We start from the raw sequence: 23,649 nt of genomic DNA, 5'->3' as shown, positions 1-23,649 counted from the left end.
CCACTGCGACGCCGCAGCAGGCGCAGCGCGGCCGTCCCGCGCCTCGATCCGTTTGTCTTGAGGTCACTTGACGGCACGCGACGTCGGGCGCGGAAAGTCTCGGATCCCGGCTCCGGGCAGGAGCCGCGGCGCGGACGCGCCTCGCCCCGCGCCCCGATCGGCATCCCCTACGCCGCCGCGAGCGTCCGCTTGGCGGCGCGGCCGATCATCAGGGACATCAGCGCCGCGACGAGGCCCGTGAGGCCCGCCGCCAGAAAGGCCTCGAGGTAGCGGCCCTCGACGGCCCGCGACAGCCCCGCCCCGAAGGCCGCCGTGGCGGCGCCCGCCTGGTGCCCCGCCGCGATCCAGCCGAAGACGATCGGCGCGTCGCGCTCGCCGAACACCTCGTTCGTCAGCCGCACGGTCGGCGGCACCGTCGCGATCCAGTCCAGGCCGTAGAACACCGCGAAGAGCGACAGGCTGTAGAACGAGAAGTCCGTGAAGGGCAGCGCCATCAGCGACAGGCCCCGGACGCCGTAATAGACGAAGAGCAGCTTGCGCGGATCGTAGCGGTCGGTGAGCCAGCCCGAGCCGGTCGTGCCGACCATGTCGAAGATGCCCATCATGGCGAGGAGCCCCGCCGCCCGGACCTCCGGCAGGCCCATATCGGCGCAGAACGAGATCAGGTGCGTGCCCACGAGCCCGTTCGTGGTGAGGCCGCAGATGTAGAAGGTGCCGAACAGCAGCCAGAAATCCGACTGGCGGCTGGCCCGGGCGAGGCCGTCGATCGCGGCGCGGAACGGGTTCGCCCGCCGCGGCGGCTCCACCACCGTCCCGGGCTGCGCCCCGTAGGGCAGGAGCCCGATATCGGCCGGGCGCTCGGGCAGCAGCCAGGCCACGAGCGGGATCAGCGCCGCCACCGCGGCCGCGACGGTGAGCACCACCGGCCGCCAGCCGCCCGCCTCGGCGATCGCCGCCAGGCCGGGCAGGAAGACGAGCGTCCCGGTCGCCGTGCTCGCGGTCAGCAGCCCCATGACGAGGCCGCGCTGGACGACGAACCAGCGGTTGACCACGGTCGCCCCGAGCACGATGGCGACGCAGCCGCTGCCGAGCCCCGAGAGCACGCCCCAGGTCGCGACGAGGTGCCAGGGCTCGGTCATCAACGCCGACAGGGCCGTCGAGCCCGCCATCAGCGCCAGCGCGCACAGCAGCGTGCGGCGGATGCCGAAGCTCTGCATCAGGGCCGCCGCGAAGGGCCCGACCAGCCCGTACAGGAAGATGCCGAGGCCCACCGAGAACGAGACCGTGGCTCGGCTCCAGCCGAAAGCCTGCTCCAGCGGCAGGATCAGCACGCCGGGCGCCGCCCGCAGGCCCGCCGCGGCGAGCAGGGACAGGAAGATCACGCCCACCACCACGAAGGCGTAGTTCCGGCCGAACGGCCGGCGCGAGACCGGGGGAGCGCCCCCCGCGGCAATGGCCTTCGACATGTGGGCGCGGCCCCCGAATCCGTGCTAGCGTGTGACGTACCGGTCAGTAACATCACTGGGCGCAAAGGCAAGAGGCAGCGATGGCAAGCCAGGGTGTCGCGGGCGGCGGCGAGGACGGCGCCCCGGTGCGGGCCGGGGACCGCATCCGGGCGGCGGCCCGCGACCTGTTCTACCGGCGCGGCATCCGGGCGGTCGGGGTCGACGAGATCGTGGCGCGGGCCGGCGTGACCAAGCCCAGCCTCTATCGCGGCTTCGCGTCGAAGGACGCGCTCGCGGTCGCCTGCCTGGAAGACTTCGCGGCGGCCTTCGCGCGGCGCCTCGACACGGCGCTGGCCGCCCATCCGGGGGATGCGCGGGCGGGGTTGATGGCCTTCCTGGCCGACCTCGCCGACCGCACGGCCCGGCCGGATTACCGCGGCTGCGGGCTGTCGAACGCGGTGATCGAGCATCCCGAGCCGGATCATCCGGCGCGGCGGGCGGCGCTGGCGAGCAAGCGGGCGCTCCGCGCGCGGCTGGAGGCGGTCGCCCGCGACCTCGGCGCCCGCCAACCGGACGTCCTGGCGGACGGCCTGCTGCTGCTGATCGAGGGCGCCTTCGCCGCGGGGCAGATCTTCGGGGCGGGCGGCCCGGCCCGCAGCCTGACCCGGACCGCCGACGCGCTGGTCGCGGCGAGCCTCGCGGGCTGAGGCGCGCGCGCCGAAGATCTGCCCCGCGGCGTCCGGGGCGGCCGCCCGTCCGTCGCCTCCTGCGTGCAATCTCCGCCGGTCGCTGTTGGAGCGGCCGCCCGGTTCGGGTAGGACCGGGGCGATTGAGCCGGCGAACCGGCCCGGTAGGAGTGGAGTTGCGGCCATGAGCCTCGCGCGGCGTTTCCTGGTAGCCTCGTCCCTGGTCCGGCTGATCCGGAAGGAGCGTGGCGCGACCCGCGTCACCGAGGGCTACTTCCCGCCCCAGGCGGGTCGCACCTCGTTCGTGCGGGTCGATGGCGGGCAGTGCCACCTCGTCCTGGTGACCAGCGACGGGGCCGGGACCTCGGCGGAGGAGCGGACGGAGGTGCCGCGGGCCCACGGCGACGCGCTCCTCGACGTGTGCGCCGGCAAGGTCGCCTACGACCGCACCGTGGTGGCCCTCGGGACCGGGCGCGACGCCCTGGTCGACCGCTACGTGGCGCCGGGCGGCCTCGATCTCGTCTCGGTCGCCTTCGACGCCCCCGACGAGGCGGCGGGCTTCGCGCCTCCGCCCTGGTTCGGGCCGGAGGTCACGGCGGATCCCGCCTATCTGGGGCCGGGCATCGCGCTGCAGGGCCCCCCGCAGCCGGGGGAAGTTCCGCTCAGCAACGCCGCCCTGGAGGCGGTGCTCGACCTCGTGGAGCACCGCTACGGCTTCGGCCGTTTCGGCGCGGGCCGCCCGGAGGAGGCGAACTCGGTCGCGAATGCCCTGCGCCGGCTGGCGACCCGCCCCGCCCCGGAGGCGGCGCCCGCCCCGCCCGCGCCGGAGGCGCAGGGCGAGCCGGCCGAGGCGCGCATCGACGACGTGATCGAGAGCCTCTCGCAGGCCCTCGGGGCCTCCGTCCCGGGAGAAGGCGGGCGCGACGAGGGGATGCCCCTGGAGCGCTGGACGGTCCGCCCGCGGCGCAACCCGCAGCCGAGCTGAGCGTCCGGCGGAGCGCGACCCGGGTCCCTCCGGGCCGGCGCGCGGGGCGCCGTCCAGGACGGCGGCGCTCCCGTCCGCGGTCCGGGACGGCGTCGCATCGGCCCGCGTCACCGCGGCCATTACCTTCGCCGGACGCGTGAAGCCCGAGACGTCGCGGCGCGCGGATAGACGAGGCTTCTCCCCGGCGACGTTGTGTGATCGATTCCGTCGGCCGATTCACCGATGAGCCCATCCCCGCGTCTTGCCTCCGCCTGCGCGGGGGTGCAGATCCGGGTCAGGTTCCGCCCGGACGGGGCCCGCCCGGGAAGAGGACAGGCCCCGCCGGACCGGTCTCCTTCCTTCGGTCCCGATGCATTCCGGAGGCGGTCGCCCGAGCCGCCCCACATGTCCTGAGGGAGAGAGACCGATGCAGCCCCCCGCCGCTCCCGCCGCCGCAGCCCCGACCTCGTCGCACCAGCCCTGGTACCGCGTGCTCTACATCCAGGTGCTGATCGCGATCGCGCTCGGCGTGCTCCTCGGCTACGTCGCCCCCGACACCGCCAAGTCGATGAAGTGGCTCGGCGACGCTTTCATCGCGCTCATCAAGATGATGATCGCGCCCGTCATCTTCTGCACGATCGTGCACGGCATCGCGTCGATCGGCGACCTCAAGAAGGTCGGCCGCGTCGGCCTCAAGGCGCTGCTCTACTTCGAGGTGGTGTCGACGGTGGCGCTGCTGATCGGGGTGCTGGTGGGCGAGCTGATCCAGCCCGGCGCCGGGTTCGGGGCCGACGCGGCCAAGCTCGACGCGAGCGCGGTGGCGGGCTACGCGAAGAAGGCGGCCGACGACTCCGCCGTCGCCCACCTGATGGCGATCATCCCGAAGAGCTTCTTCGACGCCTTCGCGTCGGGCGACCTGCTGCAGGTGCTGCTGGTGGCGATCCTGACCGGCGTGGTGGTGACCGGGCTCGGCGATCGGGCCAAGGGCGTCACCCACGCGATCGACGTGGCGGGCGAGATCTTCTTCCGCATCATCGGCCTCATCGTGAAGCTCGCGCCGATCGGCGCCTTCGGCGCCATGGCCTTCACCATCGGCCAGTACGGCATCGGCAAGCTCGGCAACCTCGCCGGCCTCGTCGGCACCTTCTACCTGACCAGCCTGCTCTTCGTTCTGGTGGTGCTCGGCCTGATCGCGCGGTTCGCCGGCTTCTCGATCCTGCGCTTCCTCGCCTACATCAAGGACGAATTGCTGATCGTGCTGGGCACCTCGTCGTCCGAGACGGTGCTGCCGCACATGATGCAGAAGATGAGGCGGCTCGGCGCCTCGGACTCGGTCGTCGGCCTGGTCATCCCGACCGGCTATTCCTTCAACCTCGACGGCACCAACATCTACATGACGCTGGCCACGCTGTTCCTGGCGCAGGCGGTCGGCGCGGACCTGAGCTTCGGCCAGTACGCCACTATCATCCTGGTGGCGATGCTGACCTCGAAGGGGGCCTCGGGCGTGACCGGCGCCGGCTTCGTCACCCTGGCGGCGACGCTTGCGGCGATCCCCGGCAACCCGGTCCCGGTCGCCGCCATGGCGCTGATCCTCGGCATCGACAAGTTCATGTCGGAGTGCCGCGCGCTGACCAACCTCGTCGGCAACGGCGTCGCCACCATCGTGGTGAGCCGCTGGGAGGGTGAGCTCGATCCGGTCAAGCTGCGCCAGGTCATGGCCCACCCGGTCGCGATCGGCACCGAGATCTCGGACGAGAAGCCGGTCCCGGTCTCCCCGTGAGCGAGGCTCCGCCGCTCCTGATCGGCCTCGACGTCGGCGGGACCAAGATCGCGGGCGTCGCCCTCGATCCCGCCGGCCGGGTGCGGGCGCAGCGGCGCGTGCCGACGCCGCGGGGCGACTACGAGGCCTCGCTGCGGGCGATGGCCGACCTCGTGGCCGCGCTGGAGGCCGAGGCCGGCGGGCGCGGCAGCGTCGGCCTCGGCATCCCGGGAGCGGTCTCGCCGGCGACGGGCCTGATTAAGAACGCCAACTCGACCTGGCTCAATGGCCGCCCCTTCCTGGCCGACCTGGAGCAGCGGCTCGGCCGGCCGGTGCGGATCGAGAACGACGCCAATTGCCTCGCGGTCTCGGAGGCGGTGGACGGGGCCGGAGCCGGGGCGGAGGTGGTCTGGGGCGTGATCCTCGGCACGGGGGTCGGCTCCGGCATCGCGGTGAACGGCCGGGCGCTCGCCGGCCGCAACCGCATCGCCGGGGAATGGGGCCACAATCCCCTGCCGGCGCCCCGCCCGGACGAATTGCCGGGGCCGCCCTGCTATTGCGGCCGCGCCGGCTGCATCGAGGCCTGGATCTCCGGGCCGGCCCTCGCGGCCGACCACGCGCGGGTGACGGGCGAGGTCCTGACCGGCGAGGCGATCGTCGCGGCGATGCGGGCGGGCGCCCCGCGCGCCGCGGCGAGCTTCGCGCGCTGGCGCGAGCGCCTCGCCCGCGGCCTCGCCTCGGTGATCAACGTGCTCGATCCGGACGTGATCGTGCTCGGGGGCGGGCTCTCCACCGTCGAGGAAGTCTATCCGGGGTTGATCGAGGCGGTGGCGCCGCACGTCGTCTCGGACACGCTCACCACCCCGATCCGCCGCAGCCGCTACGGCGACGCCTCGGGCGTGCGCGGGGCGGCGTGGCTGTGGAAGGATGCCGCCGGCGCGGGAATCTCGGCGCCGTGAGGTCCGGCGCTGCCGGACCGGCCCGCGATCACCGCCCGAACTCCGATCCGTCCCCCCTCACGCCGGCCGCCCGGCGCCGGGCGGCAGGGCCGGATTGTTCCGGCTGCGCAGGCGGAAGGCCAGGACCAGCATGAGCGCCCCGAAGGCGATCGCGTAGCCGGCCATCCAGTAGGTCAGCACCACGAGCGACACGACCGGGTTCACGAGGAGCGCGATCCCGAACAGGACCGAGCACAGGCCGCCGAGCACCAGCCACCAGCGCCCGTGGTCGAGGTTCAGCCGGAACGCCGCCGCGATCATCAGGGCACCGGTCACCAGCGCCCAGGCCGCCGTCAGGTAGACGAAGGCCAGGAGCGCGCTGCCCGGCATCAGGAAGGCCACGATGCCGACCAGGATGTTGAGCAGCCCCTCGGCCAGGAGGAAGCCCCAGCGCTCGTGCCGCTCGGCGGCGCGCACCGCCGCCACGATGCCGGCGATCCCGTCGACCAGCATGTAGGCGGAGAAGAAGACCACCAGGGTCAGCAGCGTCGCGAAGGGCGAGACGAGCGCGACGATCCCGAACAGGATCGCGAAGGCGCCGCGCAGGGCGAGCAGCCACCAGTTTCGGGCGAGCACCGCGCTCATGGCGGCGAGGCGGTCGGGCGGCGTCCCGGCGGTGGGAACGGAAGGTCCGCTGGTCATCTGCAATCTCCGGACGGCGCCGGGGCGCCGGCAAGCTCGGCCGCACCCCCCTGCTGCTGAACGCGAGCGGGCGCGCCGCGTTCCGTCGCGGCGCCCGGGATCAAGACCTGCGCGCATTCGCCCCTGCGGAACCTCGCCGCCGAAAGGCTGATTGTGCTGCCCGAGGCGGGCCCGTGCGACGGCCGCGTATCCGGCCGCACCATGGAAGTCATCCGACATCCGGTTGATTGCTTCGCCATCTCCGATTTCGGCCATGCGGATGCCGGCTTCGCTCAGGCGCCGCGCTCAGGCGCCGCGCGGGCTTGGGATCCGGGAACCGCTTCGAGCAAGCGGATCCCGGATCAGACATGCTGGATGGTCGATCCCGGGCGGAGCGCCGCGGCGGGCAGGACCTCGACGCGTCGGCCGCCGGGCACTGAGGCCGGCCCCGGGCGTTGGGGCCCGAGGAGGCCCCCCCGTGAACCAGTCCGGATCGCGCTTCGTCGTCTACGCCGCCCTCGCGGGCAACCTCGCCATCGCGGCGACCAAGTTCGCGGCCGCGCTCTACACCGGATCGAGCGCGATGGTCACCGAGGCGGTGCATTCCTTCGTCGACACCGGCAACCAGGGGCTGCTGCTCTACGGGATGCGCCGGGCCGCGCGGCCGGCCGACGACAGCCACAATTTCGGGCACGGTCTCGAACTCTACTTCTGGTCCTTCGTGGTCGCCCTGATGATCTTCTCGGCCGGAGGCGCCTTCGCGATCTACGAGGGCATCGAGAAGATCCGCCATCCGGAGCCGATCGACTCGGCCTGGGTCAACGTCGCGGTGATCGCGGCGGCGGCCTTCTTCGAGGGATTGTCGTTCCGCACCGCGTGGCGGGAGATGCGGCAGCGCTTCGCGCGGCTGCCCCTGTGGCGCGCGGTCGCCCGCAGCAAGGATCCGAGCACCTTCGCGGTGGTGCTGGAGGACGGCGCGGCGCTGATCGGCCTCGCCTTCGCGCTGGCGGGCAGCGTCGCGGTGTCCTGGCTCGGCTGGCCGCCGGGCGACGGGGTCGCCTCGGTGGCGATCGGCCTGCTCCTGATCGCGACCGCCTTCGTGCTGTTCCGCGAGACCCGCAGCCTGCTCACCGGCGAGAGCGCCTCGCCGCGGCTGATCGAGCAGGCGACCGCGATCCTGCGCGCCGACCCGCGGGTGATCGGCGTGTCGCGGGTGCGCAGCCTGCATCTCGGGACGACGACGGTGCTCCTCGCCGTCTCCCTCGACCTCGACCGCTCGCTCGGCACGGAGGCGATCCGCCGCGCCGTGCGCGAGCTTCGGGCCGCGATCGGCCGCGCGCTGCCGGGCGTGGAACTGCTCCTCGACCTGCGGGAGGAGGACGGCGCCGAGGAGGCGCGGCAGGCAACGCGGACCGTCGGGGCGGCGTGACGGGGCGGACCCTCGGCCGCGGCGCCGGCCCCGGTCCGGGAGAGGGAAGACCGGGGCGCCGCGACCGACCAGGACGTGGCGGGGGACCTTCCACCCTTCCCTCGCGCCCAGCGATCCCCACTTGGGTCGCGAAGGCCACGCTTGCGCCGAGCGAAGATCGCCCATGGCTCCCGTCATTCCCGCCGCCCGGCCGGACGGCCGCGCGCCCGCCGCGCCGGCGGGCCTGTGGCGCGGCTCCCTCGTGCAGCGGCTGCGGCTCGCCTCCGGCCTCGTGCTCTTCGCCTTCGCGGGGACGCACTTCCTCAACCACGCGCTCGGGCTCGCCGGCCTCGAGGCCATGGTCGGCTTCGCGCGCTGGCGGGTCGCCGTCACCCGCTCGGCCCCCGGGACGGGGATCCTCGCCGCCGCGCTCGTCGTGCATGCCGGCCTCGCCCTCGCCCGCCTCGCCGCCCGCCGCAGCCTGCGCATGCCGGCCTGGGAAGCGGGCCAGGTCGCGCTCGGCCTCGCCATCCCGTTCTTCCTGCTGCCGCACATCGTCGGGACCCGGGTCGCCAACCTGCTCTACGGCCTCGACACCGGCTACCCGGCGGTCATCGCCCGCCTGTGGCCGGACGCGATCCCGCACCAGGCCGCCCTGCTCGCGCTGGTCTGGGGGCATGGCTGCCTCGGGCTTCACCATTGGCTGCGCCTGTCGCCGCGCTACCGGCGCGTCGCCCCGGCGCTGGGCGTGGCGGCGCTGATCCTGCCGCTCGCCGCGGCGGCCGGCATCGCCGTGCAGGGCGAGCTGATGGAGCGCGACCTCGCCGCCGCCGCGCGCTTCGACGCGCCCGATCTCGCGGCCCGCTGGCCGCGCCGGAGCCCGCCCGAGGCGCTGGCGGCGATCGGCGGACCGGTCCGGGCGGGGTTCTACGCCCTCGCCGGCCTCGCCCTCGCGGCCGGAGCCCTGCGCGTCGCGGCGGCGTGGCGGGCGCGGCGGATCACCGTGACGTATCTCGACGGCCCGGCGGTGCGGGCCCTCGACGGCGCCACGCTCCTCGAGGTCAGCCGCGCCAACCGCATCCCGCACGTGGCGGTCTGCGGCGGGCGCGGGCGCTGCTCGACCTGCCGCGTGCTGGTCACCGAGGGCGCCCACCGGCTGGCGCCGCCGAACCCCGACGAGGCCGCGACGCTGGCGGCGATCGGCGCGCCGCCCGGCGTGCGCCTCGCCTGCCAGGCGCGGGTGCGCGGCGACCTCACCGTGATGCGCATCCTGCGCCCGCGCCGCCAGGACCGCGCCGACGCGCTCCTCGGCGACCCCGACCTCGCCGGCGTCGAGCGCGAGGTCGCGATCCTGTTCGTGGACGTGCGCGGCTTCACGCCGCTCGCCGAGCGGAAATTCGCCTTCGACGTCGTCTACATCCTCAACCGCTTCTTCGAGGCGGCCGGGCAGCCGGTCGTGGCGCGGGGCGGCTGGATCGGCGGCTACGCGGGGGACGGGCTGCTCGCGCTCTTCACCCATCCGGAGGGGATCGACGCAGCCTGCCGGGCCGCCTTCGCGGCGGCGGCCGAGATCGACGGGGCGGTGGAGCGGCTGAACGGTCAGATCGCCGCGGAGCTGCCCGCCTCCCTGCGGGTCGCCATGGGGCTGCATGCCGGCCCGCTGGTGCTCGGACGGCTCGGCTACGGGGAGAACCGGCCGATGTCGGCGATCGGACCGGCGGTCAACATCGCGAGCCGCCTCGAAACCCTCGCCAAGGCCGCGGACGTGCAGCTCGCCGCCTCCTGCGACGCCGCCCGCCGGGCGGGCCTCGCCCTCGACGGGCTCAGGATCGAGACCACCGACATCCGCGGCAGCGGACGCCCCCTCGACGTCCTCTACGTGCCGCGGGCTTCCGGGCTGACTGAGCGCTTGCCGGGATGAAAATCCCGCCGGCCGGCGGAACCGACCGGCGCGGGACGAATTATCAACGCAGTGCCGCGCGCCTCAACCGCCCCGCGGCCGACAGGTTCCGCGGGACAGCTTCGTCGGGAGTCTCACGGAACCAGCATCACCTCGGCGGGCAGCGCGTCGCCCGGGCGACGGGTGTCGATGCGCTCCGCCAGGGCCGCGGCCGACTGGAAACGGTCGAGGCGCCGATCGATCATGAGGTCGAGTCGCTCGTAGACTTCGGCCACCGTGAGGCTGCGCGTCGTCTTTCCCCGCCGCTCGAAGAACAGGCTGCGATTGGCCCGGGCGGCGGCGCGGAACAGGCGCGGCGCCGGCTGATCGGGCTTCTCCATGGTGAGTTGCATGAAGCGGCTGGCGCTGGCGGCGCCGAGCAGATGCGCCACGTAGCATTCCGTGCGCTTGAGGTCGCGCCCGAGCCGCTGCTCGATGCGCGCGCGGTCGCGCTTCATCATCTCGCCGGCCATCAGGCTCGCCGCGTAGGGATCCCGGCGCAGGGCCAGGATCCGCCGCCGGGCGGCGGCGTCCGGCACGGTCAGGAGGCCGCCCCGGCGCTCGATGAGGCTCGCCTCCTCGCCGTAGCCGTGCTGCGGGCCGAAGCTGCGCAGCAATTCCAGCCAGGTGCCGGTCAGGAACTGGAACAGCCCCTCCGCCGAGGAGGTCGCCGCCTGGGCCTGCGGCCGGAAACTCGATTCCTTGTCGGCGAGCGCCATCAGGTAGACCGGATCGACGTCCGTCTCCTTGGCGGCGCGCAGGATCGTCTCCACGAGGCTCCGGGGCACGCGCAGCCCGTCGAAGGCGACCGTGTCCTCCTCCCCGGCCTCGGCGGCGAGCCGATCGAGGTCGAGCTGGATCAGCTCCGCGGTGCTCGGGCTCTCCTGCGGCAGGGGCAGGCCGCGCCACTCGCCGGCGGCCATCGGCGGCAGGGCGGAATGGCGCGCCGCCTTCGGGTCGACGCGGTCGTGCGCGGCGGCGGCGGGTGCCAGCGCGTCGCGCGGCAGCCCGGCCGCGAGGGCGAGCCCGACCGTCAGGGCGGTGAGCACCCGCGAGGAGAGCGAGCGTCCGGCGCGGCCAGCGGAGCGCGGCCCGGTCGCCGGGCGCCGCCCGGTCGCCGGGACGGCGCCCCCGGCCCCCGCCATTCTGGCGCTCAGCGGCACCAGCCACCGGATGGCGGCCTCGTCGTCGACCCCAATCTCGGGCACGAGTCGGTGCGCGTCGTCGGCGCGGCGCGCCGGCTCCGGGAAAACCCCCATGTCCTCGCCTTCAGTACCGCCCGGCCACTCGCGCGGCCGCGCCTTGCTTCGTCAGGGCCGGCACGTCTGACGGCCCGAAGTGTCCAGAATGGGACAGCGTGGCGTTAACGCCGGGGGTCATTTTGCGGCGCGGTAAGGTCCTGGCCGGTCACGGATTCGGCCGAAATGCGGCGGGCGGCCCCGCGTGCGCGAGAAAAAAACGCGCAACCCTGTCGGGAACCAAGCATTTCCTCGCGCATTTCCCGGGGCCACGCCGAACGGCATGCGTCGTCACGCCAAGCCCTCGCCGACGTCCTCACACCTCGCCGTTCGCGCGCCTCACCAGAAGGAAGTCCCTGTCCGATGAGCATGCAGACCGGTCGCCGCGTCGGCGTCGCTTTCGTTGGCATGGGTGGGGCCGTCGCCACCACCGCCATCGCCGGCATCGAGATGATCAAGTCCGGGTCGAACCGGCTCGATGGGCTGCCCCTTGCGGGCAAAGCGGTTGCCGGGATGGTCGGCTACAAGGATCTGGTGTTCGGCGGCTGGGACCTGAACGGCGACGACCTCGGCGCCGCGGCGAGCACCCACGGGGTCCTGACCAAGCAGGACCTGGAGAACGGCGCCCAGGTGCTCAACACGATGCGGCCCTGGCCGGCGGTCGGCAGCGCCAAGTTCTGCAAGAACATCGACGGGCAGAACCGCATCGTCGCCAAGGATCACCGCGAGGCGGTGACGGCCATCGCCGAGGACCTCCGGCGCTTCCGCAAGGAGGCGGGCGTGGACGAGGTGGTGGTGGTGAACCTCGCCTCGACCGAGCGCTGGCCCGACCTCACGGCCCCGAGCCTCAACTCGCGGGCGGCGTTCGAGCGCGGCCTCGACGAGAGCGACGAGGCGATCAGCCCCGCCATGCTCTACGCCTACGCGGCGATCAAGAACGGCATCCCCTACGCCAACTTCACCCCGAGCGTCGCGGCCGACGTGCCGGCCCTGATCGACCTCGCCCGCGAGTTGAACGTCCCGGTCGCCGGCAAGGACGGCAAGACCGGGCAGACCATGATGAAGACCGTGCTGGCCCCGGCCCTCAAGGCGCGCGCCCTCCACGTCGACGGCTGGTTCTCCACCAACATCCTCGGCAACCGCGACGGCCTCGCCCTCAACGATCCGTCCTCGTTGCAGTCGAAGCTCAATACCAAGGGCACCGTGCTCGATTCGATCCTCGGCTACCCGGTCGAGGACCACCTCGTCCACATTCACTACTACCGGCCGCGCGGCGACGACAAGGAGGCCTGGGACAACATCGACGTCACCGGCTTTCTCGGCCAGAAGATGCAGATCAAGATCAACTTCCTGTGCAAGGACTCGATCCTGGCGGCGCCGCTGGTGATCGAGATCGCCCGGGTGCTCGACCTCGCCAAGAAGCGCGGCGACGGCGGCGTGCAGGAGCAGCTCTCGCTGTTCTTCAAGGCCCCGATGGTGAGGAACGGCCACGGGCCGGAACACGCTTTCGGCGTGCAGGAGCGGATGCTGGCCGACTGGCTCGGCGTGCACTGAGCATGGCGGCGGGCCCCACCGAGGCCGCGGCGCCGGCGCCGCTGCGCCCGCTCCTGGTCGAACTCAACGACCTCAAGCGGGTGCGCTCGGCCGGCCGCCGCGGCTCGATCGCCGAGCGGCTCTTCGCCCAGAGCTGGGGCGCCCTCTGCGGGGGCGCCGAGGCCGAGGGCGTCGCCCTCCAGGTGACGGCGACGGCGCTCGCCGCCGCCCGCCTCGGCGACCTCGACGCGGTCTTCCTGGCGGCGCTGGGCTTGGCCCCGGGCGAGGCGGGCGAGGTGCTCGGGCGCGCCTTCGACGAGGTCGCGCGCGACCTCGATCCCGCCCTGCGCGACGCGCTGCGGCGCGCCCTCCTGGGCGCGGAGGAGGTGCCGGCCGGGCCGCTGCCGGGCTTCGTCGGGCTCCTCGCCGCGCAGCCGCGCGCGGGCGTGACCTGCCCGGGCCGGCCCCGCATCGTCCTGGAACCGCCGGAGAACCACGCCGAGCACTGCCTGATGGTGGCCATCTACGGCGTGGTGCTCAGCCCCTTCTACGGGGCCGATCCGGCCACGGTGTTCGTGGCGGCCCTGGCCCACCACCTCCACAACGCGCTGATGCCGGATTCCGGCTTCACCGGCGAGGTGCTGCTCGGCCCGCACCTCGACGGGGTGATCGCCCGCAGCAGCGCCCACGCCCTGGAGGAGCTCGAGCCGGGCCTGCGCGCCCGGGTCGAGCGGGCCCGGCGGATCCTGCCGGACGACGGCACCGCGGAGGGCCGCGCCTTCCACGCCGCCGACGTGATCGACCGCGTCCTGCAGATCGCCCAGCACCTGCGGGCCGCCTCGCTCGGCATGGACGACGTGCTGGGCGAGATGGCACTGGTGCATGAGGGCCCGGTGAAGGGCTTCCACGACCGCGTCCTCGCGGCGATGCGGCTGCCGTGATGCGCGCCGACCTGCCGGCCGCCCCGCTGGATCTCCCCCCGCAGGCTCCCATGTCGGTCTCCGATACCCCGCGCATCGGAGCTGCCGCGTGATCCCCTTCGGTCTCCTCTCGCCGCGCACCGGCGAGACGCTCCATCCCGACACGCCCCATTCCCTGCGCGAGGGGCGCAACGGGCCGCGCTGGCCGGTGGTCGACGGCATCCCCTTCCTGCGGACCGGGCGCGACGACCTCGCCCGCGAGGCGCTCGGCCACCTCGACCGCGGCGCGCCGGGCCACGCGCTCGAACTCCTCCTCGCCGACCAGGACGCGTGGTGGACCGGCCCGCGGCCGGACCCGGCCGCGCTGCGCGACCTCGTGCGCGACCTGAAATACGTCACCCTGCGCGAGGCGGTGGCGAGGCTCGGCTGGGGCCGGGTCGGGGATTACTTCGTGCATCGCTGGACGGACCCGACCTTCCTCGCGGGCCTCGCCCTGCTCGAAGCCCATTGGAACGCCCCGGTCTGCGCCTTCGAACTCGCCTGCGGCATCGGCCACTACCTGCGCGAGCTTCAGGGCCGGGGACTTCGCGTCTCCGGCGGCGACGTCGTCTTCGCCAAGCTCTGGGTCGCCCGCCACTGGGTCGTCGGGCAGCGCGCGCAGCTGGTCTGCTTCGATGCCGGCTCGCCGCACTGGCCGGTCGAGGGGGCGCCGGCCGACCTCGTGCTGTGCCAGGACGCCTTCTACTTCCTGGAGCGGAAGGCCGCGATCCTCGGCTGCCTGCGCAGGAATGCGGGCGAGGAGGGCTGGCTCGCCCTCGGCCACATCCACAACAGCGCCCGCGCGGGCTTCTCGGCCGGGCACGCGGTCTCGTCCGCCGAGATCGAGGAGCTGTTTCCGGACGGCCTCGTCTACGACGACGCGGAACTCACCCGCGCCCTGGTCGAGGCCCGCGCCCCCGTCCCGGCCGCCCCCTCCGAACTCGACCATGCCGAGGCGTTCTCGGTCGTCTGCGGGCCGGGCATGCGGCCGGCGCCGCGGGCGCTCGTCGACGGTCTGACCCTGCCGCCCGACGGCACCCGCCTCGTCCTCAATCCCCTCTACGGGCCCGATTCCGCGGGCGGCTACGCCATCGCGTGGCCCTCCGCCCGCTACGAGGCCGAGTACGGTCCCCGCGCGACCTACCCGCCGCGCTCGCCCGGGCCCGAGGCGGTCGAGGCCGGGCCCGCCCTCGCCGAGCGGGCGCGGCGGCGCGAGTTCGTGTCCCTGCCGGAGCGCTGGTGATGGCGAGCGCGCGGCCCGTCGGCTGGGGCATCGTCGGCTACGGCTGGGTCGCCCGCGACTTCATGGCCCCGGCCATCGCCCGGGCCGGCCACCGCCTCGTGGCGGTCTGCGACCTCCACCCGGAATCCCGCGCCGCCGCCGAGCGGGCCGGCGCGCGCAGCCACGCCTCCCTGGACGGCCTCCTCGCGGCGCCCGAGGTCGAGGCCGTCTACGTGGCGACGCCGAACCACCTGCATCGCGGCGCCGTCGAGGCCCTGGCGGGGGCCGGCAAGGCAGTGCTGTGCGAGAAGCCCATGGCCGCGACGCTCGCGGACGCGGAGGCGATGGCGGCCTGCGTCGCCCGCACCGGGATCCTGTACGGGACGGCCTTCGACCAGCGCCACCATCCCGGCCACCGGGTGCTGCGGGAGGCGATCCGGGCCGGCCGGATCGGCACCGTGACGGCCCTGCGCATCGTCTACGCCTGCTGGCTCGACCGGGCCTGGACCTCGCTGCCCGGCCAGGCGAACTGGCGCATCGACCCGGCCCAGGCGGGCGGCGGGGCGCTGATGGACCTCGCGCCCCACGGGCTCGATCTCGCCGAGTTCCTGCTCGGCGAGCCCCTGGTCGAGATCGCGGCCCTGACCCAGGCCCGCGCGCAGGCCTACGCGGTCGATGACGGCGCGCTCCTGATCGGGCGCACGGGCTCGGGCGTCCTGGCGAGCCTGCACGTCGCCTACAATTACCCGGAGGCGCTGCCGCGCCGCCGCCTGGAGGTCTCCGGCACGGCCGGGCTCGTCACCGCCGAGAACACGATGGGCCAGGAGGCCGGCGGCCGGGTGACGCTCACGGACGGCCGGACCGGCGCGCGCACCCCGCTCGCCTTCGACGAGGCGGCCTCGCCCTTCCTGGAGCAGGTGCGCGCCTTCGGCCGGGCCCTGCGCGACCCGTCCGAGCGGGCCGCGTGGTCGGTCGCCCGCGACCTCCACACCATGCGCCTCATCACCCGCGCCTACGCGGCGGCCCCCGCCGCCCCGGACGCGGCCGCCTGACCGCCGAGACGAGAGGGAGCCCCGTGACGAGCGACACGCCCCGCCTGCGACCGAGCCGCCCGCGCCCCACCCGATTCGGCGAGAAGCGCGTGGTCGAGGGCCTGCCGGCCGACCTGCCCGACGCCGCCCGCGCCTACCTGGAGGTGCTGCCGCCGGGCCGCGTCGTCGGCTTCCCCCTCGCCCCCCTCGACCGCACCGGCGTGCCGACCTGGTTCGTCTCGCTCTTCCTCGACGATCCCTTCTTCGTCGGTGCCATGCCGAGCGGCATCGGCTACGGCGCCACCGATGCCGAGGCGATCATCGGCTCGATCGCCGAGATCGCCGAGAACCTGATGCCGAGCGTCGCGCTGATCCCGCGCAAGAAGGAGCGCGGCAGCTACCACGACCTCGCGCGGGTGTTCGGCGCCGGCTCGGTCGCCGACCCGCTCACCCTCGGCCTGCCGGCCGGCAGCCCGGTCGGCCGCGACACGGTGCTCGAATGGACCGAGGTGGTGCGTGCCCGCACCGGCGAGACGGTCCTGATGCCCCTCGACATCGCGGCCACCGACTATTTCGAACTCTCCGAGGACTACGTTCCCTTCACGAACCTGATCACCAACGGACTCGGCGCCGGACCCGACGTGGCCTTCGCCCTCGGCCACGGGCTGCTCGAACTCCTGCAACGCGACGGGAACGGGCTCCTGTTCCGCGCCCTCGACCAGGGCGTGCTGCTCGACCTCGCGGAGGGGGTCGGGCCGGAGACCCGCGCCATGCTCGACCGGCTGGAGGCGCTCGGCATCCGCGCCATGCCGAAATTCGCCACCGACCAGTTCGGCTTCGCCAACGTCTACTGCGTCGGCTACGACCTCGACCCGGCCCGCGCCCCCGCGCCGATCGCGCTCTCGGCCTGCGGCGAGGCCTGCGACCCGGACCGCGAGCGCGCCCTGCGCAAGGCGCTGCTGGAATTCCAGGCCGCGCGGGTGCGCAAGACCTTCGGCCACGGGCCGCTGGCGCTCGCCCGGGGCATCACCCCGCCCGGCTACGTCGACGCCTTCATCGAGACGGCCCTGCCGAGTCTCGACAAGGAGGAGAGCCGCGCCCTCTCCGCCATGCTCCACTGGATCGAGCAACCGGCCGAGACCCTGCGCGGCTTCCTCGCCGACACGGTCTTCTCCGAGCGCGCCCGCAAGCCCTTCGCCGAGCTGCCGACCGCGGCCGCGCCGGACGGCCAGGCCCGCGGGCGGCTCGCCCGCGAGCGCCTGGAGGCGGAGGGCTTCGACGTCCTCTACCTCGATGCATCCCCGCCGGGCGGCGGCGTCGGGGTGGTGAAGGCGATCGTGCCGGGGCTCGAAGTCGAGACCATGAGCTATTACCGGATCGGCGAGCGCAACACCGCCAAGCTGATCGCCCGCGACCACCCGCTGATCCGCTTCGGGCAGGAGAGCGAGACCCTGCGGCCGGTGCGCCTGACGCCCGAGGCCCTGGAGCGCTTCGGCGGCCAGCCGCTCTTCGACGTTGCCCTGGCCGAGCGGATCGTCGGGCCGCTCTACCCCCTCTACCGCGAGCCGGAATCGCACCACGCGCCGTTCCGGCTCGAGCGCCGCGGGAGGGCCGCGTGAGCCTGCGCTTCGCCTACAACACCAACGGCGCCGCCAACCACCGGCTCGACGACGCGCTCGCGCTCATCGCCGAGGCCGGCTACGACGGCGTCGCCCTCACCCTGGACATCCACCACCTCGACCCCTTGGCCGAGGACTGGGCCCGCGAGGCCGAGCGCGTGCGCGGGCGCCTCACCGCCCTGGGCCTCGGCTCGGTGATCGAGACCGGGGCGCGCTTCCTCCTCGACCCCCGCGCCAAGCACGAGCCGACCCTGGTGACCGCCGACCCGCAGGGCCGGGCGCGCCGCGTCGCCTTCCTGCGCCGGGCCATCGACGTCGCGCAGATCCTCGGCTCCGAGGCGGTCTCCTTCTGGGCGGGGGTGCCGAGGCCCGGACTGGCCCCGGGCGAGGCGCGCGACTGGCTGCGCGCCGGGCTGGAGGAGGTCGTCTCCCACGCCCGCGCCCGCTCCGTGGTGGCGGCGCTCGAACCCGAGCCCGGGATGCTGATCGAGACGCTGGACGATTACGCGGCCCTGCGGCTGGAGGGCCTCTCGCTCGCCCTCGACACCGGCCATTGCCTCGTCACCGGCGAGCGCGATCCGGCCGCCGCGGTGCGGGAATTCGCCGGGCAGCTCGGCACCGTGGCGATCGAGGACATGGCGCGCGGCGTCCACGTCCACCTGCCCTTCGGCGAGGGCGACATGGACGTGCCGGGGGTCCTCGACGCGCTCGAGGCGGTGGGGTTCCGGCGCCTGGTCTGCGTGGAGCTGTCGCGGGAGAGCCACCGGGCGGACCGCATGATCCCGGAGGCGCTGGCCTTCCTGAAGACGTGTCGGGGGCGACGGGGATGAGGATCTGCTTCGTCAGCCGGCGCTACTTCCCGGCGATTTCGGGCATGAGCGTGTACGCGCAGAACCTGCTGCGGGAATTGGTCGGGGCCGGCCACGACGTGACGATGGTGAGCCAGTACCGGGGCGACGCCTTCGGCACCCGGGTCTACGGCGGCGGCCCGCCGCCGCCGGTTCCCGGCGTGCGGGTGATCGGCCTCGAACAATGCGGCGAGCAGGACGGGGGCGATTTCGAGCGCGACATCGACGCGATGGTGGCGGCCATCGCGGCCGAGCACCGGCGCGCGCCGTTCGACGTCCTGCACGCGCAGTACGGCTACCCGACCGGCTGGGCGACGCTGCTCGCCTCGCAGGATCTCGGCGTCCCGAACGTGGTCTCGATCCAGGGCGGCGACGGGCACTGGGTCGGCTCCTGCTGCGAGACCCACCGCCTCGCCATGGTGCGGGTGCTCGCCCGCGCCAACGCGCTGCTGATCGGCGGGCGCTCCTTCGTGCGGGAGGTCTGCGACCGGCTCGGGGCCGATCCGGCCCGCTTCACCATCGTGCCGGGCGCCGTCGATACCGAGCGCTTCCGGCCGGTGCCCGGCCGGCAACCGGGCGCGGCCGCGGAGCCGGTGCGGCTCCTCTATCACGGCCGGGTCGACCGCCGGAAAGGCGTCCTCGACTTCCTCGACGCGCTGAGCCTGCTGCGCCTGCGCGGGACGCCCTTCGCGGCCGTGATCTCGGGGATCGGCCCCGACGTCGCGCCCGCCCGCGCGCTCGCGGCCGATCTCGGCTTCGGCGAGGCGCAGGTCCGCTTCACCGGCTACGCGGAGTACGACGCCGTGCCGGCCCTCTACGGGCAGGGCGACGTCTTCGTCTCGCCGACCTACGCGGAGGGCTTCTCCAACACCATCCTGGAGGCGATGGCGGCCGGGCTCGCGGTGGTCTCGACGCACTCGGTCGGGGTCTCGGACTGCCTGCGCGACGGCGAGAACGGCCTCCTGGTCCAGCCGGGCGACGTGACGGCCCTGGCGGAGGCGCTCCACCGGGTGATCACCGACCGGACGCTGCGCGCCCGCCTCGCCGCGGCGGCCCTGGCGGAGTGCCGCCGGGACTATTCCTGGACGGCGGTCGGGCGGCAGATCATGGGGGTCTATGCCGGCCTGCGCGGCCGCGCGCCCGACCCGGTCGACCCGGTGCTGCCGCGGGATCCCGCCTGCCGCTTCCGCGCCGAGCCGCACCTGCTCTGATGCTGCACTGATGCCTCTGGCCCTCGCCCTGTCGCCCCATCTCGACGACGCGGCCTTCTCCTGCGGGGGCACGCTGGCGCGGCTCGCCCGCGCGGGCTGGCAGGTCGTGGTGGCGACGCTGTTCACCGCGAGCGTGGCGCGTCCGACGGGCTTCGCGCTCGCCTGCCAGCTCGACAAGGGGCTCGGCCCGGAGGTGGATTACATGGCCCTGCGGCGGGCCGAGGACGCGGCGGCCTGCGCGTCGCTCGGGGCGCTCGCGCGCCACCTCGCCCTGCCCGAGGCGCCGCACCGCGGCTACGGTTCGGCCGCGGCCCTGTTCGGGGACCTCCTCCCGGAGGACGGGATCGGCCCCGCCCTCGCCGCAGCGCTCGCCAGCCTCTCTGCCGAGACGCCGCCCGATCTGCTCCTCGCGCCGCAGGCGATCGGGGGGCACGTCGATCACGTCCAGCTCGTGCGGGCGCTGCGCGCGGTCGCGCCCGCGGCGCCGGTCCTGTGGTGGCGCGACTTCCCCTACACGGTGCGCCATCCCGACCCGAAGACGCCGTTTTGCCGGGACTTCGCCCTGCTGCCGGACGTCGCGGTGCGGCTCTCGGCCGAGGACGAGGCCCGCAAGGAGGCCGCCTGCGCCGCCTACGCGAGCCAGCTCGGCTTCCAGTTCGGCGGGCGCGAGGGGCTGGCGGCGCGCCTGCGCGCCGAGGCGGGCTGCGAGCGGTTCCGGGCGCAGGGGCGCGTGCCCGCGGGCGTTCCGGTGGAGGACCTGCCGGCGGGACCGTAGTCGCGGAGGAGCGACGCCGGTCGCCCGAGGGCTGCCTGAGATGCGCAGGGCGGATGAGGCGGGTCGTGGCGACCCATTGCGTCCCGTCGCGGTGTCGTTCGCGTGCAGCGCCGACCCGAGTCTCATGGCGGAGCACGCTCCTTCGAGGACGTCCCTACGCCGCCACCGGCGCCCCCGCCGGCGCGCCGGGCGGGCGCAGCGGCAGGGTCGGCAGCCAGGAGGCGCCCTCCTTGACCACGTAGTCCCACAGCGACCGCGCCGCCGGGCTCAGCACCTTGTCGGCGCGGCGCACCACGAACCACTCGCGCCGGATCGGCAGTCCCTCGACGTCGAGGAGGACGAGGCGCCGGCTCGCCACCTCCGCCGCCACCGTGTGGCCGGAGATCAGCGCGATGCCGAAGCCCGCCATCACCGTCTGCTTGATGGTCTCGTTCGAGCCGCTGTCGATGCCGAGGCGCGCCCGCTTGATCATCACGCCGGTCATGAACTCCTCGAACACCGTCCGGGTGCCCGACCCGTACTCGCGCACCAGGAACGGCTCCTCGGCGAGCTCCGCCTTGGTGATGCCGACCCGCCCGGCGAAGCGGTGGCTCGGCGAGGCGATCACCACCAGCGGGTGCGGGCCGAAGGATTCGGCCGAGATCGGGAAATCGCGCGGGGGCCGGCCCATGATCGCGAGATCGACCTTGTAGTCGCGGATCGATTCGAGCGTGGCTCCCCGGTTGCCGACCACGAGGTCGATCTCGACCGAGGGATGCTGGTGCACGAAGCCGCCGATCAGCTGGGGGGCGAAGTACTTCGCCGTCGACACGACCCCGATCGACACCCGCCCGCCGCTGCCGCCCCGCAGGGCCTTCAGGCGTTCCGCGCAGGTCTCCAGCACCGTGTTGATGCTGTCGATCGCCCACAGCATCTCGCGCCCCGCATCGGTCGGCTTCAGCCCGGCGCTGGTGCGGTCGAACAGCAGCAGCCCCGCCTCGTCCTCCAGGGCCTTGATCCGGGCGGTGAGCGCCGCGGGTGTCACGTTCAATTCCTGGGCCGCCCGAGTCATCGTCCCGAGCCGCGCGATGGAGGCAACGGCCTGAAGCTGCTTGAGCGAGAGGTTGCGCATCACGTCCTGCCACGTTCGCGCCATGCTTATTTTTTTTGAAAGCGGTGGCAAGTTTTTTCAGATTTGCCCCCGCGAGCCCGGCCGGCCATAGTTTTCGCGGGGTGACAGGCGAGCGGATCGCCCCGCATTCCGCCGAGGAGGCCGCGGCGTCCGGGGCGGGCTTTCGGGACCGGCCCGGATCCGCGGCGGGGCGCAGGGGACGGAAGGAACAGCGGCATGGGGCTCGGATCTCGCCTCGACGCCTGCCTCGCGCGCGAGGTGGCTGGCGGCGATCGTCCGATCGCGGCCGTGCTGGCGGCGCTGGCGGAGGCGGCGGCCGGGACGGGGCGGCTCCTGCGCGACGGCGGCGCCGATGCCGGCCCGGACGACCTCGACGCCGCGGTGCAGGCCCGCTTCGTCGCCGCCCTGCGGGAGACGCCGACCGCCCTCCTCGCCCTGCCGGAGGCCGAGGCGCCGCTGGCGCTCATGCCCGACGGCGCGATCGCGGTCGCGCTCACGCCCCTCGACGGCCGGGAGAACCTCGCGGGCAACCAGCCCGCCGGAACCCTGTTCTCGCTGCGCCCCGCCGCGGGCGCGCCCTTCCGGGAGCCCGGCCGGATCCAGGTGGCGGCCGGATTCGTCACCTACGGGCCGCGGACCGAACTCGCCGTGACCTGGGGCGCGGGGGCCCGGATCTTCACCCTCGATCCCTCCGGCGCGTTCCGGCTGAGCCGCGAGGCGGTGGCGATCCCGCCGACGAGCACCCTCTACGCCATCGACGCGGCCAATGCCCGGTTCTGGGAGGCGCCGATGCGCGCCTTCGTGGAGGATTGCCTGCGCGGGAGCGAGGGGCCGCGCGGGCAGGATTTCGCCATGGGCTGGTGCGCCTCCCTGGCGGTCGGGGCGCAGCGGGCCCTGTGCCGCGGCGGGGTGCACATCCTGCCCGGCGAGACCCGGCGCGGGCGCGCCAACGGCGCGACCCGGCTCATCCACGAGGCGGCCCCGATCGCACTCGTGATGGAGGCGGCCGGGGGCGCGGCCACGGACGGGCGCGACGCCCGCATCCTCGATCTGCCGACCCTGGACCTGCAGCAGCGCACGCCCCTGGTGTTCGGCTCCGCCGAGGAGGTCGCCTGCGTCGGCAAGTACCATGACGGGCGCCGCCACACCGGCGCCCGCTCGCCCCTGTTCGGCCAGCGCGGCCTGCTGCGCGCGTGACGCGCCGCCCGCCGCGCGGGCCCCTCCCCCTTATGGCCGGTCGCGTTTTGCGGCGCGAGGCGGCATCCATAGAGCGGGGAACCCTTCAGTCTCGACCGGCCGCGCGATGTCCGCCCTCCACCCGATCATCTCCGTGACCGGCTCCTCGGGGGCCGGCACCACCTCGGTGCGCAACACCTTCGAGCAGATCTTCCGGCGCGAGAGCGTCACGGCGGTCTACATCGAGGGCGACGCGTTCCACTCCATGGACCGCGCCACCATGCGCAAGGCCATGGCCGCCGAGCCGACGCTCAGCCATTTCGGCGAGCGGGCGAACCTCCTGGACGAGCTGGAGGGCGTGTTCCGCCTCTATGCCGAGACCGGCGGCGGCCGCACACGCCACTACATCCACGACCGCAACGATTCCGAGCGCTGGGGCGGCGCGCCCGGCACCTTCTCGGCCTGGGAGGAGTTCGAGCCGGATTCCGACCTGCTCTTCTACGAGGGGCTGCACGGGGCGGTGCACAACGAGCGCATCAACATCGCCCAGTACGCCGACCTCAAGATCGGGGTCGTGCCGGTGATCAACCTCGAATGGATCCAGAAGCTCCACCGCGACCGGGCGACCCGCGGCTACTCGACCGAGGCCGTGACCGACGTGATCCTGCGCCGGATGCCCGACTACGTGAACGTCATCTGCCCGCAATTCACCAACACGGACATCAACTTCCAGCGCATCCCGACCGTCGACACCTCGAACCCCTTCATCGCCCGCTGGATCCCGACCGCCGACGAGTCGATGGTCGTCATCCGCTTCCGCGACCCCAAGGGGATCGACTTCCCCTACCTGATCTCGATGATCGCCGGCAGCTTCATGTCGCGGGCGAACTCGGTGGTCATCCCCGGCGGCAAGCTCGACCTCGCCATGCAGCTGATCCTGACGCCGATGATCCTCCAGCTGGTGGAGCGGCGCCGCCGGCTCCTGTGATCCGGGATCCGCTTGATCGAAGCGGATCCCGGATCACGCGCCCGCGCGGCGCCTGAGCGCGGCGCCTGAGCGCGGCGCCTGAGCGAAGCCGACATCCGCATTGCGAAGCCATCAACCG

Annotated in this window: 20 protein-coding genes; 16 read left to right on the top strand and 4 right to left on the bottom strand. The window is 73.9% G+C overall.

What is annotated here, in order from left to right; genetic code table 11:
- Positions 1 to 167 precede the first annotated feature (167 nt).
- Positions 168 to 1,466 (bottom strand): MFS transporter, encoded by a 1,299-nt coding sequence (locus tag M446_RS10945; RefSeq protein ID WP_012332169.1) that lies wholly within the window; start codon positions 1,464 to 1,466, stop codon positions 168 to 170.
- Positions 1,467 to 1,546: 80 nt separating this feature from the next.
- On the opposite strand from M446_RS10945, the gene M446_RS10940 reads away from it, so the two are divergent.
- The 4 genes from M446_RS10940 (at position 1,547) to M446_RS10925 (ending at position 5,813) form a co-directional block, all read left to right on the top strand.
- Entirely contained in the window at positions 1,547 to 2,152 is a 606-nt protein-coding gene (locus tag M446_RS10940) for a TetR/AcrR family transcriptional regulator (protein ID WP_012332168.1), read from the top strand.
- A gap of 163 nt (positions 2,153 to 2,315) precedes the next feature.
- A complete protein-coding gene (locus tag M446_RS10935) occupies positions 2,316 to 3,116 on the top strand; it encodes a hypothetical protein (protein ID WP_012332167.1) in 801 nt (266 codons plus the stop codon).
- Between the two features lie 406 nt (positions 3,117 to 3,522).
- A complete protein-coding gene (locus M446_RS10930; protein ID WP_012332166.1) occupies positions 3,523 to 4,875 on the top strand; it encodes a dicarboxylate/amino acid:cation symporter in 1,353 nt (450 codons plus the stop codon).
- Positions 4,872 to 5,813 carry an ROK family protein gene (locus M446_RS10925; protein ID WP_012332165.1) on the top strand — a complete coding sequence of 314 codons (942 nt, stop codon included), beginning with the start codon at positions 4,872 to 4,874 and terminating at the stop codon, positions 5,811 to 5,813. Before M446_RS10930 ends, M446_RS10925 begins: the two co-directional genes overlap by 4 nt.
- A 57-nt stretch (positions 5,814 to 5,870) precedes the next feature.
- Here M446_RS10925 and M446_RS10920 read toward each other — a convergent pair whose 3' ends face one another.
- Positions 5,871 to 6,494, bottom strand: coding sequence for an HdeD family acid-resistance protein (locus M446_RS10920; RefSeq protein ID WP_012332164.1), 624 nt, complete (start codon positions 6,492 to 6,494; stop codon positions 5,871 to 5,873).
- Between the two features lie 457 nt (positions 6,495 to 6,951).
- Between M446_RS10920 and M446_RS10915 the strand changes: the two genes are divergently transcribed.
- Complete coding sequence (locus M446_RS10915; protein WP_012332163.1) at positions 6,952 to 7,902, top strand: cation diffusion facilitator family transporter; 951 nt, start codon at positions 6,952 to 6,954, stop codon at positions 7,900 to 7,902.
- A 163-nt stretch (positions 7,903 to 8,065) separates the two neighbouring features.
- Positions 8,066 to 9,802, top strand: a complete 1,737-nt coding sequence (locus M446_RS10910; RefSeq protein WP_012332162.1) for an adenylate/guanylate cyclase domain-containing protein — start codon at positions 8,066 to 8,068, stop codon at positions 9,800 to 9,802.
- A gap of 113 nt (positions 9,803 to 9,915) precedes the next feature.
- On the opposite strand, the gene M446_RS10905 is transcribed toward M446_RS10910, so the two are convergent.
- The gene (locus M446_RS10905) at positions 9,916 to 11,079 is read right to left on the bottom strand and encodes a transglycosylase SLT domain-containing protein (protein WP_012332161.1); all 1,164 of its coding nucleotides are present in this window, start codon (positions 11,077 to 11,079) and stop codon (positions 9,916 to 9,918) included.
- A 342-nt stretch (positions 11,080 to 11,421) separates the two neighbouring features.
- Here M446_RS10905 and M446_RS10900 point away from each other — a divergent pair, with 342 nt between their 5' ends.
- The 8 genes from M446_RS10900 (at position 11,422) to M446_RS10865 (ending at position 20,256) form a co-directional block, all read left to right on the top strand.
- Complete coding sequence (locus M446_RS10900) at positions 11,422 to 12,612, top strand: inositol-3-phosphate synthase (protein ID WP_012332160.1); 1,191 nt, start codon at positions 11,422 to 11,424, stop codon at positions 12,610 to 12,612.
- Positions 12,613 to 12,614: 2 nt separating this feature from the next.
- Positions 12,615 to 13,532, top strand: a complete 918-nt coding sequence (locus M446_RS10895; RefSeq protein WP_012332159.1) for a hypothetical protein — start codon at positions 12,615 to 12,617, stop codon at positions 13,530 to 13,532.
- Positions 13,533 to 13,620: 88 nt separating this feature from the next.
- Positions 13,621 to 14,793, top strand: a complete 1,173-nt coding sequence (locus M446_RS10890; protein ID WP_012332158.1) for a class I SAM-dependent methyltransferase — start codon at positions 13,621 to 13,623, stop codon at positions 14,791 to 14,793.
- The gene (locus tag M446_RS10885) at positions 14,793 to 15,824 is read left to right on the top strand and encodes a Gfo/Idh/MocA family protein (protein WP_012332157.1); all 1,032 of its coding nucleotides are present in this window, start codon (positions 14,793 to 14,795) and stop codon (positions 15,822 to 15,824) included. The genes M446_RS10890 and M446_RS10885 overlap by 1 nt, the downstream gene beginning before the upstream one ends.
- A gap of 23 nt (positions 15,825 to 15,847) precedes the next feature.
- Positions 15,848 to 17,422: a YcaO-like family protein gene (locus M446_RS10880; protein ID WP_012332156.1), complete on the top strand. Its 1,575-nt coding sequence runs from the start codon at positions 15,848 to 15,850 to the stop codon at positions 17,420 to 17,422.
- The gene (locus M446_RS10875; RefSeq protein WP_012332155.1) at positions 17,419 to 18,252 is read left to right on the top strand and encodes a sugar phosphate isomerase/epimerase family protein; all 834 of its coding nucleotides are present in this window, start codon (positions 17,419 to 17,421) and stop codon (positions 18,250 to 18,252) included. Before M446_RS10880 ends, M446_RS10875 begins: the two co-directional genes overlap by 4 nt.
- Positions 18,249 to 19,481, top strand: coding sequence for a glycosyltransferase family 4 protein (locus M446_RS10870; protein WP_012332154.1), 1,233 nt, complete (start codon positions 18,249 to 18,251; stop codon positions 19,479 to 19,481). Before M446_RS10875 ends, M446_RS10870 begins: the two co-directional genes overlap by 4 nt.
- Before the next feature lie 10 nt (positions 19,482 to 19,491).
- Positions 19,492 to 20,256, top strand: a complete 765-nt coding sequence (locus M446_RS10865; protein WP_012332153.1) for a PIG-L deacetylase family protein — start codon at positions 19,492 to 19,494, stop codon at positions 20,254 to 20,256.
- A 154-nt stretch (positions 20,257 to 20,410) separates the two neighbouring features.
- On the opposite strand, the gene M446_RS10860 is transcribed toward M446_RS10865, so the two are convergent.
- Complete coding sequence (locus M446_RS10860; protein ID WP_012332152.1) at positions 20,411 to 21,367, bottom strand: LysR family transcriptional regulator; 957 nt, start codon at positions 21,365 to 21,367, stop codon at positions 20,411 to 20,413.
- A 216-nt stretch (positions 21,368 to 21,583) separates the two neighbouring features.
- On the opposite strand from M446_RS10860, the gene M446_RS10855 reads away from it, so the two are divergent.
- Positions 21,584 to 22,564 carry a fructose 1,6-bisphosphatase gene (locus tag M446_RS10855; protein ID WP_012332151.1) on the top strand — a complete coding sequence of 327 codons (981 nt, stop codon included), beginning with the start codon at positions 21,584 to 21,586 and terminating at the stop codon, positions 22,562 to 22,564.
- A 106-nt stretch (positions 22,565 to 22,670) separates the two neighbouring features.
- A complete protein-coding gene (locus M446_RS10850) occupies positions 22,671 to 23,531 on the top strand; it encodes a phosphoribulokinase (RefSeq protein WP_012332150.1) in 861 nt (286 codons plus the stop codon).
- Positions 23,532 to 23,649 lie beyond the last annotated feature (118 nt).

Source organism: Methylobacterium sp. 4-46 (assembly GCF_000019365.1).
In the GTDB taxonomy this organism is placed as follows: Bacteria; Pseudomonadota; Alphaproteobacteria; order Rhizobiales; family Beijerinckiaceae; genus Methylobacterium.
The sequence above is the reverse complement of the archived record's forward strand: the minus strand, read 5'-3'. Positions and strand labels throughout refer to the sequence as shown.

Coding starts and splice junctions, on each gene's coding strand:
- M446_RS10860 (WP_012332152.1), bottom strand. CDS start 21,367: ATGCGCAACCTCTCGCTCAAGCAGCTTCAGGCCGTTGCCTCCATCGCG.
- M446_RS10850 (WP_012332150.1), top strand. CDS start 22,671: ATGTCCGCCCTCCACCCGATCATCTCCGTGACCGGCTCCTCGGGGGCC.
- M446_RS10930 (WP_012332166.1), top strand. CDS start 3,523: ATGCAGCCCCCCGCCGCTCCCGCCGCCGCAGCCCCGACCTCGTCGCAC.
- M446_RS10885 (WP_012332157.1), top strand. CDS start 14,793: ATGGCGAGCGCGCGGCCCGTCGGCTGGGGCATCGTCGGCTACGGCTGG.
- M446_RS10895 (WP_012332159.1), top strand. CDS start 12,615: ATGGCGGCGGGCCCCACCGAGGCCGCGGCGCCGGCGCCGCTGCGCCCG.
- M446_RS10855 (WP_012332151.1), top strand. CDS start 21,584: ATGGGGCTCGGATCTCGCCTCGACGCCTGCCTCGCGCGCGAGGTGGCT.
- M446_RS10905 (WP_012332161.1), bottom strand. CDS start 11,079: ATGGGGGTTTTCCCGGAGCCGGCGCGCCGCGCCGACGACGCGCACCGA.
- M446_RS10920 (WP_012332164.1), bottom strand. CDS start 6,494: ATGACCAGCGGACCTTCCGTTCCCACCGCCGGGACGCCGCCCGACCGC.
- M446_RS10940 (WP_012332168.1), top strand. CDS start 1,547: ATGGCAAGCCAGGGTGTCGCGGGCGGCGGCGAGGACGGCGCCCCGGTG.
- M446_RS10910 (WP_012332162.1), top strand. CDS start 8,066: ATGGCTCCCGTCATTCCCGCCGCCCGGCCGGACGGCCGCGCGCCCGCC.
- M446_RS10945 (WP_012332169.1), bottom strand. CDS start 1,466: ATGTCGAAGGCCATTGCCGCGGGGGGCGCTCCCCCGGTCTCGCGCCGG.
- M446_RS10870 (WP_012332154.1), top strand. CDS start 18,249: ATGAGGATCTGCTTCGTCAGCCGGCGCTACTTCCCGGCGATTTCGGGC.
- M446_RS10900 (WP_012332160.1), top strand. CDS start 11,422: ATGAGCATGCAGACCGGTCGCCGCGTCGGCGTCGCTTTCGTTGGCATG.
- M446_RS10865 (WP_012332153.1), top strand. CDS start 19,492: ATGCCTCTGGCCCTCGCCCTGTCGCCCCATCTCGACGACGCGGCCTTC.
- M446_RS10935 (WP_012332167.1), top strand. CDS start 2,316: ATGAGCCTCGCGCGGCGTTTCCTGGTAGCCTCGTCCCTGGTCCGGCTG.